Source organism: Mucilaginibacter sp. PAMB04168 (genome assembly GCF_039634365.2).
In the GTDB taxonomy this organism is placed as follows: Bacteria; Bacteroidota; Bacteroidia; order Sphingobacteriales; family Sphingobacteriaceae; genus Mucilaginibacter.
This window is the reverse complement of sequence record NZ_CP155079.2, coordinates 5226974-5246455: the sequence shown is the minus strand read 5'-3', so window position 1 is coordinate 5246455 and position 19482 is coordinate 5226974. Positions and strand designations below refer to the sequence as shown.

Annotated in this window: 18 protein-coding genes and 1 tRNA gene; 14 read left to right on the top strand and 5 right to left on the bottom strand. The window is 42.5% G+C overall.

Annotated features, from left to right (window positions below; genetic code table 11):
* Nucleotides 1–133: 133 nt before the first annotated feature.
* The 7 genes from ABDD94_RS22050 (at nt 134) to ABDD94_RS22020 (ending at nt 6874) form a co-directional block, all read left to right on the top strand.
* Nucleotides 134–1243, top strand: a complete 1110-nt coding sequence (locus tag ABDD94_RS22050; protein WP_345954052.1) for an MBL fold metallo-hydrolase — start codon at nt 134–136, stop codon at nt 1241–1243.
* 138 nt (nt 1244–1381) lie between these two features.
* Entirely contained in the window at nt 1382–1624 is a 243-nt protein-coding gene (locus ABDD94_RS22045) for a hypothetical protein (protein WP_345949975.1), read from the top strand.
* A gap of 240 nt (nt 1625–1864) precedes the next feature.
* Nucleotides 1865–2650 carry a UDP-2,3-diacylglucosamine diphosphatase gene (locus tag ABDD94_RS22040; RefSeq protein WP_345954051.1) on the top strand — a complete coding sequence of 262 codons (786 nt, stop codon included), beginning with the start codon at nt 1865–1867 and terminating at the stop codon, nt 2648–2650.
* Nucleotides 2651–3014: 364 nt separating this feature from the next.
* The gene (prfA, locus tag ABDD94_RS22035) at nt 3015–4088 is read left to right on the top strand and encodes a peptide chain release factor 1 (RefSeq protein ID WP_345949977.1); all 1074 of its coding nucleotides are present in this window, start codon (nt 3015–3017) and stop codon (nt 4086–4088) included.
* Nucleotides 4089–4151: 63 nt separating this feature from the next.
* Nucleotides 4152–4225 (top strand) — tRNA-Asp (locus ABDD94_RS22030).
* Nucleotides 4226–4468: 243 nt separating this feature from the next.
* On the top strand, nt 4469–5710 hold the full coding sequence (locus ABDD94_RS22025; protein WP_345954050.1) for a site-specific integrase: 1242 nt from the start codon (nt 4469–4471) through the stop codon (nt 5708–5710).
* A gap of 258 nt (nt 5711–5968) precedes the next feature.
* A complete protein-coding gene (locus tag ABDD94_RS22020; RefSeq protein WP_345954049.1) occupies nt 5969–6874 on the top strand; it encodes a hypothetical protein in 906 nt (301 codons plus the stop codon).
* 89 nt (nt 6875–6963) lie between these two features.
* Here the strand turns inward: ABDD94_RS22020 and ABDD94_RS22015 are convergent, their stop codons facing one another.
* On the bottom strand, nt 6964–9270 hold the full coding sequence (locus ABDD94_RS22015; protein WP_345954048.1) for a DEAD/DEAH box helicase: 2307 nt from the start codon (nt 9268–9270) through the stop codon (nt 6964–6966).
* Nucleotides 9267–9950: a hypothetical protein gene (locus ABDD94_RS22010; protein ID WP_345954047.1), complete on the bottom strand. Its 684-nt coding sequence runs from the start codon at nt 9948–9950 to the stop codon at nt 9267–9269. Before ABDD94_RS22010 ends, ABDD94_RS22015 begins: the two co-directional genes overlap by 4 nt.
* A gap of 320 nt (nt 9951–10270) precedes the next feature.
* On the opposite strand from ABDD94_RS22010, the gene ABDD94_RS22005 reads away from it, so the two are divergent.
* Nucleotides 10271–12157: an NACHT domain-containing protein gene (locus ABDD94_RS22005; protein WP_345954046.1), complete on the top strand. Its 1887-nt coding sequence runs from the start codon at nt 10271–10273 to the stop codon at nt 12155–12157.
* A 295-nt stretch (nt 12158–12452) separates the two neighbouring features.
* A complete protein-coding gene (locus ABDD94_RS22000; protein WP_345954045.1) occupies nt 12453–13727 on the top strand; it encodes a Shedu immune nuclease family protein in 1275 nt (424 codons plus the stop codon).
* Between the two features lie 172 nt (nt 13728–13899).
* Here the strand turns inward: ABDD94_RS22000 and ABDD94_RS21995 are convergent, their stop codons facing one another.
* Nucleotides 13900–15378 (bottom strand): hypothetical protein, encoded by a 1479-nt coding sequence (locus tag ABDD94_RS21995; protein ID WP_345954044.1) that lies wholly within the window; start codon nt 15376–15378, stop codon nt 13900–13902.
* A gap of 349 nt (nt 15379–15727) precedes the next feature.
* Between ABDD94_RS21995 and ABDD94_RS21990 the strand changes: the two genes are divergently transcribed.
* The 3 genes from ABDD94_RS21990 (at nt 15728) to ABDD94_RS21980 (ending at nt 17759) form a co-directional block, all read left to right on the top strand.
* Nucleotides 15728–16024, top strand: coding sequence for a helix-turn-helix domain-containing protein (locus ABDD94_RS21990; protein ID WP_345954043.1), 297 nt, complete (start codon nt 15728–15730; stop codon nt 16022–16024).
* Nucleotides 16025–16194: 170 nt separating this feature from the next.
* Nucleotides 16195–16530, top strand: coding sequence for a plasmid mobilization relaxosome protein MobC (gene mobC, locus ABDD94_RS21985; RefSeq protein ID WP_345954042.1), 336 nt, complete (start codon nt 16195–16197; stop codon nt 16528–16530).
* Nucleotides 16527–17759: a relaxase/mobilization nuclease domain-containing protein gene (locus tag ABDD94_RS21980; protein ID WP_345954041.1), complete on the top strand. Its 1233-nt coding sequence runs from the start codon at nt 16527–16529 to the stop codon at nt 17757–17759. The genes mobC and ABDD94_RS21980 overlap by 4 nt, the downstream gene beginning before the upstream one ends.
* A gap of 12 nt (nt 17760–17771) precedes the next feature.
* Here ABDD94_RS21980 and ABDD94_RS21975 read toward each other — a convergent pair whose 3' ends face one another.
* A complete protein-coding gene (locus ABDD94_RS21975; RefSeq protein WP_345954040.1) occupies nt 17772–18128 on the bottom strand; it encodes an RNA-binding protein in 357 nt (118 codons plus the stop codon).
* 103 nt (nt 18129–18231) lie between these two features.
* Here ABDD94_RS21975 and ABDD94_RS21970 point away from each other — a divergent pair, with 103 nt between their 5' ends.
* Nucleotides 18232–18483, top strand: a complete 252-nt coding sequence (locus tag ABDD94_RS21970) for a hypothetical protein (protein ID WP_345954039.1) — start codon at nt 18232–18234, stop codon at nt 18481–18483.
* Here ABDD94_RS21970 and ABDD94_RS21965 read toward each other — a convergent pair whose 3' ends face one another.
* Complete coding sequence (locus tag ABDD94_RS21965) at nt 18484–18921, bottom strand: helix-turn-helix transcriptional regulator (RefSeq protein ID WP_345954038.1); 438 nt, start codon at nt 18919–18921, stop codon at nt 18484–18486.
* Between the two features lie 119 nt (nt 18922–19040).
* On the opposite strand from ABDD94_RS21965, the gene ABDD94_RS21960 reads away from it, so the two are divergent.
* Nucleotides 19041–19478 carry a helix-turn-helix transcriptional regulator gene (locus ABDD94_RS21960; protein ID WP_345954037.1) on the top strand — a complete coding sequence of 146 codons (438 nt, stop codon included), beginning with the start codon at nt 19041–19043 and terminating at the stop codon, nt 19476–19478.
* Nucleotides 19479–19482 lie beyond the last annotated feature (4 nt).

The window sequence follows — 19482 nt, the reverse complement described above, 5'->3', positions numbered from 1 at the left end:
GCCGGAAAGTGCTTTTGATGATGAGTGTAATAAAAATGCTTTTGCCTTTCTTACAACGAAACTGTATTCATTAGCTTGTTTTACCGTTATATGCAAAGTTGCTCTGGTTGCATAGCTACTTTATAAAGTCTGTATGAAAATCCTGCGCTCTAAATACCTGTTCCATTCGCTTACAGTGCTTTTGCTGCTGCTGGTGGCAGCGGGTTGCGGCCTGGTAAAATCGTTAGGCAAAAATCCGCAGGGCGACGATTTGGCACGTATACAGGCGTTGCCTAACTATAAGAACGGGACGTTCCAAAATTTAGACAGTGTCGATAACGGTCAGCATAAGGTAAAGCCTGGCCGGGCTTTAAAAGCCATATTTAACCGGCCCCGAAGCGTTACGCCGCAAAGGCCGGTGCCCTGGGTTAAAACCGATTTAAAGAATCTGACGGCGGCTAAGCCCACTGTGGTTTGGTTTGGGCATTCGTCGGTACTCATTAAAACGCAAAGCGGTAATATTTTGATCGATCCGGTTTTTAACGATCATGCCGGTCCCATTCCGGGCATGGTTAAAGCTTTTGACGGTACTACCCATTACAGCGCCGATGATATGCCCGATATAGATGTGCTCATCATCTCGCACGACCATTACGATCACCTGGATTACCGCACAATTAAAAAGCTCAAAAGCCGCATAAAAAAAGCGGTAGTGCCTATGGGTGTAGGTTCGCATTTGGTATACTGGGGATTTGATCGTAAAAACATTGTGGAGTTGAATTGGAATCAGTCGTACACCCTGGCAAGCGGCCTGAAAATTACGGCTACACCCGCGCGCCACCGTAGTAACCGCACCTTTGCCGAAAAGAAAACCCTTTGGGCATCATATGTTATACAGGCCAATGGCTACCGCCTGTTTTACAGCGGCGATGGCGGTTACGGCACTCATTTTAAACAAATAGGACAACAGTATGGTCCTTTTAATTTGGCTCTGATGGAATGCGGGCAGTATAACCAGGCCTGGCTTCATCACCACATGCTGCCTGCACAAACCGCCCAGGCCGCTGCCGATTTGCAGGCCCGCATGATACAGCCTGTACATTGGGCCAAATTTGCCGAAAGCGCCCACCCCTGGAACGAACCTGCAAACTTGCTGCTGCCTGCTGCCGTAACCTTAAGTATTCCCGTATCTATTCCGCTTATAGGTGAGCCATTTGTTGTAGGCAATGCACCAAGGCGTACAGTTTGGTGGGCGTTTGAGTAAATAAGTACTTACCGTTATTTCGCAATTTTGTTAAAGTATGTGAAGTGACACTTAAAATGCAGCGTGGGTAATTCACACTTTGCTACACAAACCGCCAAGTGTCAAAACAAACAAAAAATTCCTTTTTATCTTAAGGGCATGAATACGCCCCTAAGCAAATCAGCCCAGCTCAAGCAGGCTTTAAATACTCTATTGATCAGATACCGACAGGCTCCAAAAGGATCTATGGAAAAAGCGATGCTGCTTCAGTCTATAAACTTATTAAAACAAGTTATTGCTGAAAGGAAATTACACATGCGCAGTCAGGCACAAACTGATGTTAATCCGCATGAGGCGCAGCTCATCCACTTTTTTCCAATTTCAAACCAGGTGGTTGCCTAAACATTCTATAACAACGAGTGCCGCTGGTTAAAGTGCCGCTGTTGGTTATTTACTGCCCTGTGTATAGCCTCAGCACGCCTGCCGGCGGCTACTCTTGCTTCAGATGCTCTGTTTCTCCTCCATGCTTATATTAACTTTTGTAGTCACAACTTAGGCGAAACCAAAAACTCGGCCGAATCCTGTTCCAACATTTTCCTCCTTCTTCATCCTTTCAGCTTAAAAGCCTATTTTTGAGCACCCATGTCTATACGCAATAAAATCTATTTTGCTTCTGATATTCATTTAGGTGCATCTGGCTACCAAAGCAGCCGCGAGCGGGAGGCCCGTTTTGTGCGCTGGCTGGACAGCATTATGCATGATGCCGATGAATTGTTTTTGGTAGGCGATGTGTTTGATTTTTGGTTTGAGTACAAAACAGTGGTTCCGCGCGGCTACATCCGTTTTTTGGGCAAACTGGCTGAGCTGGCAGATGCCGGCGTAAAACTTTATCTTTTTAAAGGCAACCACGATATGTGGATGTTCGATTACTTTGTGAAGGAACTAAATGCAACCATCGTTAGCAATGAGCTGATCTTGGAGCGGCAGGGTAAAAAGCTGTACCTGCACCACGGGGATGGCCTGGGGCCGGGCGATGGCAAGTATAAGCTGCTCAAAAAGGTTTTCCGGAGCCGATTGTGCCAGTGGCTTTTTGAGCGTTTGCACCCTAACCTGGGGGTGGGTTTGGCCAACTATTGGTCTGGGCATAGCCGTTTGGCCAATTCCGCCGGGCAGGAACGTAAGCTGTTTGAGAACGAATGGCTGGTAAGCTTTGCCCGCGAGGTGCTCAAAGTTACGCATTATGATTATTTTATTTTCGGCCATCGGCATATACCCATGGTGACAGAGCTAAGTGCCGCCAGCAAATACGTAAACCTGGGCGAGTGGATGCACCATAACTCTTATGCTGTGATGTACGATGGTGTAGTGGTCCTGGAATATTTTGAGAATATTGAAGCAGCTAGCCAAGGGGTTGGAGCGCAGGCTTGAGGTAAGTGAAGATAAAGTAGATGTGCGGTGGGCCAAATGCAGGCCGAGCATGCGATTGTGGTTATTGCAATGCACAACTGCGCCTGCACCTTCACCGCAGCGTTCTAATCTCCGTACCTGTACAACCCGCATCCTCTCTCGATTTTTACTTTTTACTTACCTGGTATACTGTACATCAGCTAACTAATGTGCCTGATTTTGCGTAGCTTTGTAAGCTTTTTTGCACTGCCCTGTGTATAATAAACCCGATTGCAGCGTAAAGCTTTTGCCGGGACCGGGACATAGCAGCGGCGCAAAACTTGCAGCGTAAAGCGGGACTACCGGAACCGACGAGGCACTGCAACTGATTTTCAAGAAAAATACCATGTTAGAGAAATTAGAGGCGATCAGAGACCGCTGGCAAACCGTTGAAAATGAATTGAGCAGCCCCGATGCCATGGCTGACATGAAACGCTTTGCTCAACTGAATAAGGAATACAAAGATTTAACAGCTGTGGTGGATCAGTACAAGATCTATAAAAACATCATGAGCAATATTGACACCAACAAGGAAATTTTGGCCACCGAGAAAGACGAGGAGTTTAGGGAGATGGCCAAAATGGAGCTTGATGAACTGATTGCGCAACGCGATGAGAAGGAAGAGGAGATCAGGCTCATGCTGATCCCGAAAGACCCTGAGGATGCGCGTCCGGCCATTGTAGAGATACGGGGCGGTACAGGTGGCGATGAGGCCGCTTTATTTGCAGGCGACCTTTACCGCATGTATATGCGCTATTGCGAACGCATGGGCTGGAAGACTGAGCTGGTAGATTTTACTGAAGGCACATCTGGTGGTTACAAGGAGATTGTCTTCAATGTAAACGCTGAGGATGCTTATGGTACGCTGAAGTACGAATCGGGCGTGCACCGGGTACAACGTGTACCTGATACCGAAACTCAAGGCCGTGTACATACATCGGCCGCTTCGGTGGTGGTGCTACCAGAGGCTGATGAGTTTGATATTGATTTAAAGGTAAGTGATATCCGTAAGGATTTGTTCTGTGCTTCAGGGCCGGGCGGTCAGTCGGTGAATACTACTTATTCGGCCGTACGTTTAACTCACGTGCCCACCGGTATTGTGGCTCAGTGCCAGGACCAGAAATCGCAATTGAAGAACTACGATAAGGCATTACAAGTATTACGCTCACGTATTTACGAGATGGAATTGCAGAAACATTTAGAGGTAACGTCTAAAAAACGTAAGACTATGGTGTCAACCGGCGACCGTTCGGCCAAAGTACGCACCTATAACTATCCGCAAGGCCGTGTTACCGAACATCGCATTGGTTTAACCATTTATAATTTACCAAACGTTATGAACGGTGATTTACAGGAGATTATGGAGTCATTGCAGTTTGCCGAAAACGCAGAAAAGCTGAAAGAAGGCACTGTGGCCTAATTTTTTTTCAAAAATATTTTGGGATTGTAAATTTGATATCTATATTTGCATTCCCAAACGGGAGGAGTGGTAGTTCAGCTGGTTAGAATACATGCCTGTCACGCATGGGGTCGCGGGTTCGAGTCCCGTCCATTCCGCAAAAAGGGTAATAAAACCCACCGGAAGCGCTTAAATCAATGATTTAGGCGCTTTTTTTATGCCATAAGCGCCCGTTTCATACCAAAGAAAATGGATTCCACGGTTACCTGTTCGGTTACCTGTTTCGAATCCTTATTTTAGGTAACCGAATAAGATTATAATCTATTGATTTTGAATGAGTTGCAAAGCAAATTAAAACAGTTCAAAACATATTAATTCGGTTACTTAAAAAGAATGAAATCATGAGAAATTCCAGCAGTTTTTCAGTCCTTTTCTGGACAAACAAATCAAAAGCAGATGCAAAAGGCCTTATACCATTATACGCCAGGGTTACTGTTGAGGGAAGAAGAGCAGAGATCTCGTTAAAGAAAAAGCTCAATGCCAAAAAGTGGGATGCTAAGAGTGGCTTCATGATCGGCAACGGGGAGGAAGTCCGTAGGATCAACAAGTACATAAATGATGTGAATAACGAGCTTTTCGATATTTATCAGCACTTTAAAAGTTTGGCCAAAGTATTTTCTGCAGAGGACATCAAAGATAAATATAATAGGAAAGAAGTGCTTGAACTAACCCACACGCTACTTGGCGTATTCGATCAACATAATAGTGAAGTGGAAAGTCTGATTGGCAAAGATTATGTGAAAGGTACCCTGACGAAATACAAGACCATCAGAGGCAAAGTTTCCGACTTTATATATACAAAATATAGCAAGAAAGATATCGCCTTAGATGAACTGGATTATTCATTTATAGCAGGCTTCGAAAAGTTCTTAAAAGTCAAGGAAGGCATCGACCATAATACAGCTATGAGCTATATTAAAAGGCTTAAAAGGATCGCGACAATTGCTGTTAACCATCGTTTAATCAACCATAGTCCTTTTGCAGGTTTCAAATGCACGACGAAAAAAGTCATACGTACTCACTTAACTGAGAATGAATTGAAAGCCCTTGCTTTAAAAGATTTTAAGTTCAAGCGCTTGGAAGAAGTACGTGATTGTTTTCTCTTTAGCTGCTACACCGGATATGCTTTTATTGATGCTCAAAAGTTATCGCTGGAAAACGTAGTTATCAGAGCTGATGGAGAAGCCTGGATAGAAACCAGAAGAACTAAAACATCTATCATTGCTAATGTGCCACTGCTTCCACAAGCCATAGCGATCATCAATAAATATAAAGGTCATGAGTTGTGCTTAATAAATAATAGGATATTACCTATAAAAAGCAACCAAAAAATGAATGCGTACCTCAAAGAGATAGCGGACCTTTGTGGAATAGACAAGAACCTGACAACTCACATTGCTAGGCACACATTTGCGACTACCGTAACGCTCGGAAATGATATACCTATCGAAACTGTCAGTAAAATGCTCGGGCACACGAAAATTACGACTACGCAGATCTATGCACGTGTTCAGGAAAAGAAGATAGGAAGAGATATGCTGAAACTGAGGGATAAATTTGATTGGCAGGAAGCATCCGCTTGATCCTTATAGTACAATGGATATCTACGAGCTAGATTGTGTTAGTCATAGGTATTCATTCTCTTACCAGAGACTCTAAAGCTTATTTGTGGGATATTAAAAATTATTAAACGAAGGAGTCGCGCCGGCAAAGAACATAATTAACTAGTGACAGCCGAATGCAACAGTTAACGAGATATAAAAATACTTAACATTTAATCATTGATTTACTACAACATAAACGGAATTCCGACAGAGCTACAGCCCGTAAATAAGTTTTGGATGGCTGAAGGACCGCTTGATTTTATAATGAGCGAAGGTGATCTAACGCATCACATTGAGGCCATGGCACATACTTTACGATTTGGCGTTCAAGCCAAATTATTCGGTAGCGTTCAAAAATATTACGATCAGTTAGCCTTTGTTCCGCCTTGGGTTACGCAAGTAGGTATTGATTCAGATCTTTCTGTTTCTAAGGCTGAGATTGAACCTTATATACGCCAGGCTGACGAGGCGACTTTAAAAGCGATGTATTATAATGATGTCAGCGCATTAATCGGGTCATTACAGAATGCCAATGTTGAGGTGAAATCATTGCTTGGTCAATTCTATAAGGAACTGAATAACAATTCCTTTATATTAGCGAAGGATCCGTTGGAACCCAATATGGAAATGCATGCTTCAGGGCTCATCGTGACCCGTATATTCAGTTATGTGAACTATTTATTCATATCACTTTACAGTCAGATGGACTATGTGGCAAAAATATGTTATGAATTGGAACACTTGAAGGTGGTTTACAAAAAATATGATAGGTTGCAGTCGTCGGGTATTTTGGTAGGTGATGCCAATCGTCTTTCATTCAAAAAAGCACAGGGTACTATATTCGAAGAATGTCCTAATATGAGGCTAATCCAAACACTTCGCAATGAAATCATACATGATGGTTCGTTTGAGAATACCCCTAAAGTGTTTCAATTATTTAAGGACAACAAGATGGTCGAAAAGTATATTTTCCTGCCAGACCATACCAATGGTTTTATCGATTCAATAAAAAGTCGCAAACGCTTTTTTAGCAAGGGTATTAAATTAAATGAGTGTCTTCCCGAATTAATCACAGATTTTTGGAAACGGATGCTGACTACATTTGTGCTGCTTCAAAAGTCGACAGGAATCTCTTCACATTAGTTAAGGCCCTTCGATATCCACAGTATAAATGGCGATTATTTCTTTCAACTGATTTAATCGCTTTTGATTGCTTAGACACGCAAAAATTATTATCTGATGAATCTCCTGATAGATGCACGTTGTCCATCTGGTACGGTAGAGATAGAATCCCGGAATATAATCTGTTCTGCATCTATTGATACAATGTGCTGGTCAAGAACTTCTATATCCTCAAAGGACATTCCATACCGGAGCATCCATATATCTCTGTCACTTTCCGTTCCGTATCTCACATATAAAGCTAATTTCCTCGCACGGTCATCCTGATATTTTTCCGAATATCTCCAAAAAGCAGCGTAGAAAATATCGCTCAATTTAAATCCGATCAGTTTATCTATATAATCATAGGTGTCGTACATGATAAGATCGTAAGAAACATCTATAGCTTTTGTCCCTAATGGAAACAGACTGAACATTCTCAATTCCTTATCAGGAATCTCTTTGTATCCAGTAATGAATGCTGCAGGCAACTGATCAAGTAACTGAGGGGAGGTTTCCAGCTGGGCCCTATCGTGGGCTCTACTTGCATGGGAATACCTGTACCAGCAGATATTTTTAAAGTTACGGCCATACACTCGCCATAGCATAATTTTAACTGCAGTATCTAAAACGCGGGCTTCGCCATCACTAAGGGATCTGCTGAGATAAAGCATGTATAAGTTCCTAAAATATGCATACAACAACAACTTCGCATCAAGGTCGTCGGTGATTTTCTTAAAGGAGATTAGTTGGCCATCTTCAAACACTGAATTTAAAATTTGTTCAATGATGCCATCAATACTGTCGGTACTGAGCTTTTCGAGGTCCTTCTCGGTAAGATTAAATTCATCCGAATAAGTCCCATTAAGAATAGCTTCCCTAAAGTCATTGTAATCATCATCCTGCAAATCTGTTTTTTCGAGTGATGACACGTTGTCGAGTATCTCATCACTGGTCATAATTTTTCTGAACGTAGGAATACGTTGCGGACTATTGACAATTACATATCCATAATCAAATTTCAATTCTCTCGTTGACCGGCCGGCCCTTCCAATAAGGTTTTTAACCGCTAATGGCTTACTACCTTCTAAACGATCAAGATAAACAACATCAAATGGCATATTTATGCCTTGCTCAAGTGTAGATGTTGCGAAACAGATGCGACAATGGCCAGCTTTGGTAAATTGTTCAATGATCAGCCTTGTATGCAGAGGGAGTGACCCATGATGGATGACAATACCTTTGCGAAGTAAGTCTAATAGCAATGAATAATGGGCAGCGTTGCGTTCGATGTCACCGCCTGTATATTCTTTGAGTTGGCTTAGGTATGGGGCAATCGTTTCAAAAGGTAAGTAATCGCATAGCGCCACGTATTTGGCAAATTTATCTAGAAATTTTCCGTCATAGATTTTTTGCTTAGATGTATAGATCAACACTGTGCCGCCTTTTTGAATAGTTGCTGATAGCGGGTCAAATCCGGAAGGTATTTTCTTATGGCCCATTATCCTTGGGTCAATGCCGAAGTGCGAAAATTGCCCGTCCGGGTTTTGACATAAAAAAAGCTGTCCAACATTTTTCTGAATGTACTGCTTTGCTTTAGCAGTCTGTTGTTCAAAATGATTCTTCTGTATCTGAGATTCGGGATTTTGTACAAAAGGGTGTGCAAAAATGAATTTGGCCTTTGGGTAGGCTTTCTGACATCGGCGGACAATACTGTCAAAATACAACCCCCTTTTAGAATCTTCATCGCTTAATTGAGCCTCGTCAAATAAAAACAAATCAACTTCAAACAGCTCACGTTGTTTAAATAATTCTCGGCAGCGTTCTGGCGTGACGATAAAAATGCTTCGCTTAGCATATCTGGTGTTTATTTTGTCGACAAATGTTAAGATGTTGACCGATTGATCTTTAATTTGGTCAGATAGCTCCAAGTAATATTCATTAATCAAGGCTCTTGAAGGCACAACAACTACAACGTCGTTTTGACTCTCCTGAATTTGCTTTCTGAATACAAAAGACTTGCCTGTGCTAGTAGGGGCGGAAAAGCTAAAACAAGTATTACCATTAATACCCTTGATAATATCGGCCTGCACAGGGGTTAGTGTATAACTATATGTTTCCCGGATGTATTGGCGATATTGGGTAAAAACGACTTCGGCGAGCGTATCTCGCGTTGTAGGTTTATAGAAAACCGCCATATAATTTAAGACCGGGATTTTGTGCTGCTCAAATTCTTCGGCTCGATAAAGTGCCAAGTAGGATAGTATTTCCAGATCTGTAGTTGAAGTTGGACCTTTCATGTACAGATTCGCCATGACATATTTGAATATATTTGCCGTGTTTTGGCCTTCGGTAATATTTTTGATAACGTTCTTCATAAGTTAACTGCTACACAAATCAATTCTTTGTACTTACTCGCATCAACAAAATGCTTGTTGCGCTGAATGCTCTTAATGAGTTGATTAGTTGGCGTCGCCTTTGCCGAAAATGCAGCAATATACCCTTTGTGCCCTTTTACACAGTTGTTCATGGAATTTTTGCAAAAGAAATCTTTAATGTCGTTTAAATCCGCGATATCCTGTTGTTGATTTGAGAACCGGATGATTTGTTCTAGCGACTTCCCAAAGGCGCTTTGTCTTGCAACATACTTCGCTTCGCCAAATAGTAAAATCTCATTTAGATTTCGGGTATAAAAATCGAACCCTGGATTTAAGAGAATATTCCTCTTAAATAATTCAGCAAGCGGAATATCTAAATAATTTAGCTTTTCAACAATAGTTTGCCTAGCCAATTCAGATACTACATATTCAGCCGAACTACTGGTAATCTTATCGGCGTTCGCTTTAATAATGAAATTAGCGATATGGTCCGCCGTTTTTTGTGCTCTAACTTGGTAAGAAGCCCGCTGGTATTCGTCATCAAATTGACTTATCCAAGAGAGGTCATTAAAAGAAACCAGAATATTTTTAAGAGTCAGGCTTATATCGATGGGGTCAATTCTGAAAAAGCTAATATGATTTTCAATTTGTATGTGGTCAACAATGGTGTAACCGCTCATAAATATAGATAAGGAATAGAGAATTAATTATAATTATCTAATGTAAGCAAAACCAGCTATCAATACAATGGCCTGAACAATAGTAGATGACAAATAGAACTAAATGCCATTTGGAAAGTTAGTTGACAGCTTATGAAAATAACGTTTATTATTGCCAAGGTCTCCACACTCTTTATACAAGATAGAATTGGAAATGCCTAAAATTTAAGTCAGAAATATTTGTCTCGAGTAATTAAATACCTGTTGGACTACCATTAAGATACGTCAGCGCTAAAAAATAAATTTGCAAATATTACATTAGTGGATTAACGTTGATCACAATGAAGGATGTCTTAAAAATAGTAGATCAGTTAGATTATACAAATATAACGGCAGGCTATTTCGCCGAAAAAATTCTTGATAAAGCAGTAGGAACAGTAAAATACCTGTTTTCAAAAACGCTGGAAAGAGTTGACGAGAAAGCAAAAAAGGAATTAAAAAAACAGGAATATGAAACCTTTCTGAGCAATATCGACCTGTCTATATCAGCAGACGTGATACTGAAACAGATCGCACTAAACTTAAAGATCAATGAAACTTGGAGCAAAGACATTAGTTTCAACCTCGCTACAAAGTCTAAAGAGCTTGCTAAACTTTTCGTCGATATCGATTTGTACCTCAGTCCACTGAAGACCCGATACTACAGTGATGAGAAGGTGGCAGTTATGAAAAGCTCCAAGTTACTCGAAGAACTTGAAGAAAATGTGCTGATCTACGGCGGTCCCGGAGCCGGTAAAACGACGCTAATGAAGAACATATGTCGGACCATGTTCTCAGAGAAACTAAAGCTTGCGTTTACCTGCCCGTTCGTAATCCGTTTTCGAGACCTTGATCTTTACACTGCCTTCGATAATAACTTTAGTCAATGCAATCTCTATGCGCTATTGTTGAACGCATTCGGAATTGTAGTAAGCTTCCCTGAAAAACATGTGCAAGGTAAATTCTACAATGAGTACAATCAATTGGTCAAACTAACGATTCTCGAGTTTTTACAACAGGCGAATATGCTGTTAATCTTCGACGGTTTTGACGAGATACCTTATCCAGAACTCAAACATACAATAGAACGTGACTTTGAGTCACTGGCATTATCACTTAATGGGTCAAAATTCATTCTTACCACAAGGAGCGGTGATTTCAAAATTAAATTAACGAACACCAAAACGCTCGAGATTTGTCCACTAAACGATTCACAGATTAAAAAATTAATTAGTAATTGGCTGAACAAAAGGAAAGAAGCAGAAGACCTTTTCACCAAAATTAAAACGTCCCCATATTATGATACGACATTACGCCCGTTGACTCTCTCGCACCTGTGCGCGATTTATGAGCGTCGTAAAAGTATCCCTGCAAAACCACGGTATGTATACGACCTAGTCATTCAGTTACTACTGGAACTTTGGGATGAAGAACGAGGAATCGTAAGGTATTCGAATTACGCCGAGTTTTACATTGAAAAAAAGAAAGAATTTTTGGCCCACCTAGCTTATTGCCTTACGGTTGAGTTCCGAGCAAACGATTTTTCAAGCGATGAGCTACGACGATGTTATAATAAGATTCACCGCCGTCACAGCCTTCCAGCGTCACAAGCAAAAAAGGTGGTTAACGAAATAGAAAGCCATAGCGGCATCATTGTACAAAGTGGTTACGATCTATTTCAATTCTCCCACAAATCACTTCAGGAGTATTTGACTGGAAAATACATCTTTTCTTTGCCAGTTATACCCGATCCAAATACAATTCACGGTGTTCCTAACGAACTGGCAATAGCAACATCTCTATGTAGCTCGCCTAATTCATATTTTGGTTATTTTCTCAGAAAAAAAGGTGAATTTAAAAGCGAGTTTTGGGATATATTTTTAGCAAGGCTAATTGAAGAAAGACCTGACTTTGACGAAGACCCAATTATATTGGTATTCTTTATACTCATGATGAACGAAAGCGGTTCTGCCGTATTTAAAGAAACATTTTTGATGCTAATGGAAACCACAAATGTCAGAATTGCCATTCCAGCATTTTTCAATTTTTATAAAAAGATCAGGGAATTCACGTCTCAGGTAACGTTCGAACATAAGCATCTGAGCACCCCTTTAGATGTTCGAAATAACCTTCCTGGAAGACTAATCATCGACCTTGATATCTACCAGCTGATTAAACCGCATGGTTAAGATTGTTTCATCAGGTCGATGGTAAATCAAAACAATCAAGGAGATCGAATCCTTAAATTTTACTATAGTTTAGGGTCACTTCCAAAAGGCGTTACAATTTCATATTGAAAAAAAGCAATAATTATCATAGTAACGTTATTCATCATTAAGTTATCTTAATTAGATTACAGCTGTGAATGAGTTAATTTTATTCTTCTGATATAATGCTGTTATCTCTTATTATTCTGCATTGTTAGTATCTTTAAACATTGCAGCGAATTGACTACGTTTTATTATAAAAGATCACGATTTATCTATGGCAAAGACCGTTACTCCCGTAGCATTCGAGTACGAAAAAGCAATCACGACAAATAAGAAAGTTTTCTACTTTAAAGACGATGAATTTAAAATCGATCGAATATCAAAGGAAATCTATTTGCAAGAGGATAAAGAGGTTCATTACCCGACGCCATTTCGTGGAGAAGATAAATACAAGACCATCAAGAAATTTGTATATATAGGCTTTAAAAAAAAGTTGCCTTCGGGTGTATACAAGGTTTCCACTTTTGGGTATGGGTTTACAAAGGTATTAGCCCCAGTAATCAGCTATCTAAACGCTAATTGTAATTTTTCAGAAGTTATAATAGCGAAGGGTGGTTCAGATAATATGGATATAAAAGACAAAAAGCTCTTTATTTCCGATACAACTCTTCAAAAGTTATTTAATGCATTTTCAGCAATCAACGGACGCCACAAAGAGGAGAAGGAACGTGCTGCACTACACGAGTTAAATCAGTTGTTTCCTGCTATCGTTCCTGCACCCAAAAAAAGATATGTACCAGGAACACTGACTGCTGCCTTGTCTGAGTGGCAAAATGCGCTTACAGAATTTAACGATTCCGACAAAAGTGCTATTAAAGATCTTTTTGATAAATTAACTCTGCTTCCAAATTTCTTTTTGGAAACCAATCTGATTAAAACGAAGGAGATAATTGATAATAAGTTTATTCAGGCATCACTAATAGAGTTTGATGCATTGATGAAAGCGAGTAGTGATACACCAACTCTAGAGAAGAAATGGCAGGCGTTTCTCAAGAAGAATAGCTGGGTTTTTTCGACCCTTTTTGCACAACCGGTAATCCTACATCAGGACGAAGCTTATGTCGGCGGTAAAGATTATAAGAACAAAAACGGAAAATACAGTGATTTTCTAATTAAAAACGGGCTAAGTGATAACGTATCGTTTGTAGAAATCAAGACCCACTTAACTGAGCTAGTTGAGAAGAAACCATACCGGGGCGATGATGTGTTTGCACTTTCAAAAGAATTAACGGGATGTATTTCCCAAGTTCTTAATCAGCGAGACCATTTTCAAAAAGAATTTTATAGCCATGCCTATAAAACAAAGGATGTACAGACACTTAACTCAAAAGCATTAATCATCATTGGAAAACATTCTACGCTTTCTGAAAAGCAGTTGCATGCATTTGAAATGTTTCGAAACAACTGCAAAGATGTTGAGATCATTACTTTCGATGAGCTTCATCGTAAAATTGAAAGCCTTCTTAAAATCATGACAGGTAAGATATAAGGTATATTCAGTTGCCTGAATCGCGTTTAAGCGGTGATCTCCCGCAATGGGTAGAAACTTCGATCAAAGCTTTTTACAGCATAAGTATGGCCCGGAAAAGTCGCAGGAACTGAATACTGGTAAACCACAGCTAAACCCAAGCCAAGAAACCGGCCTAAGCTCTAATCTTGCTTTACTCGTCAGCATCCAAACTACCGTTCAAATCTTCTCTTTCTCTCAGATCCGCTTGGCCGAACTCGGCACAAATTCCTTCAATAAAGCTCCACTTAAATAAGGAGCTGTTTAACGCCAAATGATTCCGGCGGATCTCGTCCATATTTGCCCGGATGATTGTTTGCTGCGCTACATTCTTGAAAAAGCTTTCCCACAGCTCTGGTGTAGGGAGATAATCATACAGGTACCGACATTGATCAAAGATAAAGACGTTTGAAAACATGGTTGTCTCCTTAGCCTTATACTTTAAAGACAGTGACCGGCCTGCATGTGCAATGTATGGGTAACCATAGATGCCAAACAGAATTTCCACCAGCAAGTTCTTCATGGGTATATCACAAGTCAAATGTAGATCCCGGTCAAAGAAGTCGATGTTTTGCAAGACCCGACTTAACCGTTCGTTGCAAATCTCCAGGATAAAAGTCTTAAAGCCGCCGTTCGTTTCCTCAAAGCGCTTGAGCAAAGAGCCGACATATAAAGCATCTTCTATACTGACCTTCCTGTTTTGTTCGTTCAAAAATCGGTTCAGCAGATGATCACTGGGAAACTTTTCCCGTATCAGACTTGCCCAGTTGAGCAAAGGATAAGCATCAACAGCCAAAGCGAAGTGCGGCACATCAAATATCCAGTCGTCATTCTCTATATCAACTTTGACCTCGTGGTTCCGGATAGCATTCAGCTTTTTAAACAGTTCCTGCTCATTAAGTAAATACCGATTAGATAGCGATCCCAGAGAAAGCGTTTGCCACATCGGAATCAGCTCTGCCGCGAAAGCCGGAATGAAGTGGTTTAAGAAAGCGTCATAGTATTCATGCAGATGTTCACCAATATACTTGCTGTAATAATCAAAGTGCTCGATCTTTCTGAAAACCTCCATGCCTAACTCATTGTCCGTTTCCGGCACCTCATAGGTATCTTTGGTAGCAAACCAGCAGCCCAGCACATCGCCCCAGTTGTATTGGTCTCCAGGTTCGGCAAAGTTGGTGATCAGGGCTGACAGTCCAGTCATTCGCTTTTTGGCAAAGATCTGTTTTAATACTTCCAGCGGTGATCCGTTAGACGAAATGACTGGCGAACACGCATCATAATAGATAATGTCGAACTCATGATTAACCAGTTCAAAGAACTCATCCAATTTACCCCGGTGCAACTTGATGTGAACGCCTGCTTGAATTAGGGAAGCCAGAGCTTGGTCATACGTTTTGTTATCTGCCTCGATCGCCCAAATATTCTCCAGGCGGATGCCATATTTCACCAATACTTCAATATCGTTCAAGGGCTCCGGCCCGGATAAGTAAAGGACCTTCAATTCTGCCGCATTCTTTGGCTTGCACGTGGCGTCATAGAAGTTTAGCCAATCCGCCTTTTCATTATGAAATAACCAATGATATTGCTGCAAGGTCGCATAGTGTTTTGCACCAAGCGCCTGGCTGAACATCGTATTGAAATGATCAGTTATCTTTTCAAAGTGATGTTTAGATACTAAAAAGCTTTTCTCCCGTCCAGTAGTCAGAGACAAGATAGCATGCCCAATCAGCTTTTCACGAGATTGGTTTTTGAGTCTTGTTTGTAAGAAATATTCATTAAGCTGTAATTCAGGTTTGAGGTTAAGTAAATTTTACTTCCTAATATAATTATAAACAACTGCATCCTCATCAAAAAATAGCGGGGTTCGTTTCTTTGTTCCAGCGCTCTTATTTTTGATAAGCAGAGGCGTTAACCGTAGCGGTTACCTGCCCTGCAAGTAAGTATTAGCAGTTACCAATCAATGGAAGGAGAACGGAAAAGTGAACGTGGAATTGATTACCAGACAAGACCTGGAACAGTTTAAAAAAGAGCTGTTCGAAGAACTCAAACAAGGCAGCAGAATGCCAGCCCCAGACCAGCCCAAATGGCTCAAAAGCTACCAGGTCAGAAACTTACTGAAGATCTCACCGGGCACCCTACAAAACCTGCGGGTAAACGGCACGTTAAGGTTTACCAAGATCGGCGGTATCCTGTACTACAAGCAGGAAGACATCTTAAAAGTGTTGGAGGGCCAGCCGTTGGAAGAGCGCACTACTAAGCGTAAAAGCAGTAAGTAAGCAAGTCATCTTTAGAATGCAGCAGCTTTGAAGATACCGGCTCTTTATGCTTTCCGCGTTAAGGAGCAAGCAATGTTTTCGCTACGCTTAAACGTGCTTGCTCCTGCGGAGCGCCTTTGATGAGCTTGGCTTATTTAAGCTTTTGCACTTCGTTTAAAACCTATCCGATCATGGCAAGACCCGCATTACAGGAAGAGCAGCGCAGACAGGTACAGGTCAACATCCGTTTGACCTTAGAGGAGAACCTGAAGGTAATTACTTACGCCGAAGCGTCAGGGCTAACACCCGCCAACTGGATTCGGCAGAAGGTATTTACCGGCAGGTTCCCGCCCCTCAAACAGTCACCCATTGAAGCTGCTTTGTACCGCGAGCTGCACCGTATCGGCGTGAACCTGAACCAGGCGGTCAGACAAGTTAACAGTCATCAGTTGGCAGCTATTCCGGAGCCGGTTTTAACGGAGCTTTTAACGATTCAACGGGAGATCATTAAACGCTTACTATCATGACTGCAGACCTGGTGAAAGGCAAAGGTTTTAAGGGTGCCTTGCGCTACAATTTGCAGAAGGTAGAAAAACAACAGGCGACCGTTTTGGACAGCACGTTTGTGAGCTTAAAGGAGCAGCAGATCATGCAAGAAGTGGCGATGGTAAAAGCGTTGCGGCCAAACCTGCAGAAATACTTTTACCATACCTCGCTGAACTTTCCGCCAGAGGAAAACCTGGCGGATGAAAAGCTTAAAGCGATTGCCATGGAATATCTCGAAGCCATGGGTTTTGACCAGCATCAATACCTCCTGTTCCGCCACTTTGATGCCGGTCATCCGCACGTGCATCTGCTGGTGAACCGCATCGGTTATGATGGTAGTGTAGTATCTGACAGCAGGGACTATCAGCGCACCGAGCAGGTGCTGAGAAAGCTGGAAAAGAAGCACGGTTTGATCCAGGTGCAGAGCAGCAAGCAGGCGCAGGAACGGGCCATGACCAAGGACGAACTGGAGATGATGAAAAGAAAAAATGAACCGTCTGCCAAGCTCAAATTGCAGGTCATCATCAAAGACGTTTTAAATAAGAAGCCGACGACGGAGCATTTCATTCAACTATTGGAAAGCAAAGGCATCGACGTGCTGTTCAACCAGGCATCTACCGGCTTTGTCAGTGGTATCTCTTACGGGTACGAGGGGCTGCAATTTAAAGGTGCACATCTGGGCCAGGCCTACAAGTGGCAGGCCGTTAGACAAGCAATCAGTTATGAACCAGAACGAGATCGCCAAACAATTCGCCAGAGCAACGACCGGGTTAGAGCACCCGCTGAGCGAAGAGCAGAAGAACAGTCCGCAGGTACCACAACCGGAGCACCAGGAACCGCCTCAGCCCTCAGCGGAGGACGAGATCAAAAAGCTGTTCCGACAGCTGCAGACGATGCAGTACAAGGCGCAGGAAACTTACGGGAACGAATTGCGCTTGCACGTACGGGGACTGAGCCTGGCCATGGACGAGCTGGAGATGAAAACGGCAAGGCTAAGCAGGGAACTGGCGGAGCTGGAACAGCGGGCGAAGGCGATCAGCGAGCAGAACAAGGCAGGCAGCAGGTGGCTCATCCGGCTTTACCTCATTTCGATCCTGGTCGGGTGCTGCTCGGCGCTGATCACGATGCTGGTGCTGTGGATCAGGGCGCATTGAAAGCGTTTGAAAAGAAACCTAAAAAGAAAAAGCGGCTGCGACCATCACCGTCCTGATGCGAACGGGAACTACAGGCGCTTACGGGGACGCTTTGGCCGCTCTGTTGTGGACGAGTCGCGTGGCTGTGCAGGCGTGTATCGGCGCTCAAGCAAGCGTGCGCGGCTAACAGGTACCGGGTCTTTCTTCTCATCGGCAAAGTTAATGGTCAGGGTACGCTCGCCCAGGGGCTCGCCGTGCAGTGCGGCAACGGCATTGCGCGCGTCTTCTTCAGTCGCCATCTCAACGAAGGCGTAGCCTTTGCAGATACGTGTTTTGCGGTCGCGGACTATCTTAATAGTGCTGATGGTGCCATGCGGGCCGATCAGTTGCGCCAGCTCCATTTCCGTCATCTCTAGTGGAAAGCCGCCAACAAAAAGTTTAACCATAGGTGATCAAGTAAAGTCAAAGGTAAAAAGAGGAAAGCAGAACAGCCAGCTGCGCCTATGGATACTTTATCCTACCTTCGTAAACAATCAACCCGAATATAAAATGAACCAGGCAGCGCAAAACCAGCGATTAGTCGAGCTAACACAAAGATGGATGATGGGAATGATGTCGAAAGAGGAATATCAGGAGCTGAACCTATGGTTTCGCTCGCTGGAAGACCGGGAACTCGGCGGTCCTGATTTCGTCACTGTAGAGCTTGTCGAGCTGCGGTTACATCAGCGGTTAATGAAAGAATACAAGCCGAACCCTGATGCGGAAAATATTCGTCCGCCATGGGACAGCCTGAACAGATAATTACTTGCCTTTAAGCAGTTCGTTCTTTTCTTTTTCCGCCTGCAAAAGGCGCTCAAGCATCTCTAACTTTTCAATATAGAGCTTTTTGTTTTCTTCAAACAACTCAACTATTTTGTCGATAGGGTTAAAATTACAGCTAAAGTTATTTGAACCAACCGCGCCTTGGTTAATACTATTGTCGTTAAATGTATTAAAATAATTTACAGCGGCCTGCTCATCAAAGTTTTGGATAGCTGCTTCTGGTACTTTCAAGGCTTTGGCTACCTGACTAAGTAAGTCTGCTTCTATTTCTTCTTTAGCTTCGAGCATAGACACCCTTTTCTGGTTCCAGTCCTCACCCAACTCAGCTGCTAACGCTTCCTGCTTTAAGCCCAGCATTTCCCGGAAACGTTTTACGTTACGGCCCTGGTGTACTTTAGTTGGTCTGTCGGTTGTCATACTACAAATATAACAAATTGCCGGGATGAAATATCCTGCCAGTATTCTAAGTTATCCCTCTTGCAGGATTTTATATCCCGATGTGCTTTTGCTCCTTTGGGTCTAGGAGAGCAAGCTAGATGAACAAAATTCTATATATCGCCCGAAAGTCTAAAGGGTTTACTGAAGCACAGCTGGCCCAGGTGCTCGGTATGTCTGAAACAGAATATAACGAACTCGAATGCGAGCTTCGGCAGATGCCGCTCGACATAGCGCTAAAAGCTGCCAAGCTTTTCAATCTCACGCCCGATTACTTTCTCGTTAGCGAAAAACAGAGTGCAAAGTTAAGGGCATATGCAGCGAAAGAGGCGTTAGAATTATTGTCAAGCCCTGATCTGGAAAATGTCCCGGCGCAGTTGGGTGCCCGGTTCATCGCCCTGGGTACAAGGGCACTGGTGTTACAGGAGGAACTGAACGCAGCCCTTCACGAAAACCATGTGTTGCGCAGAGAGAACGAAGTGTTGCGGCAGCTTAACGCAGACCTCCGCCCGCAGCAAGAAGATAACTCTAACTCTTGATGAC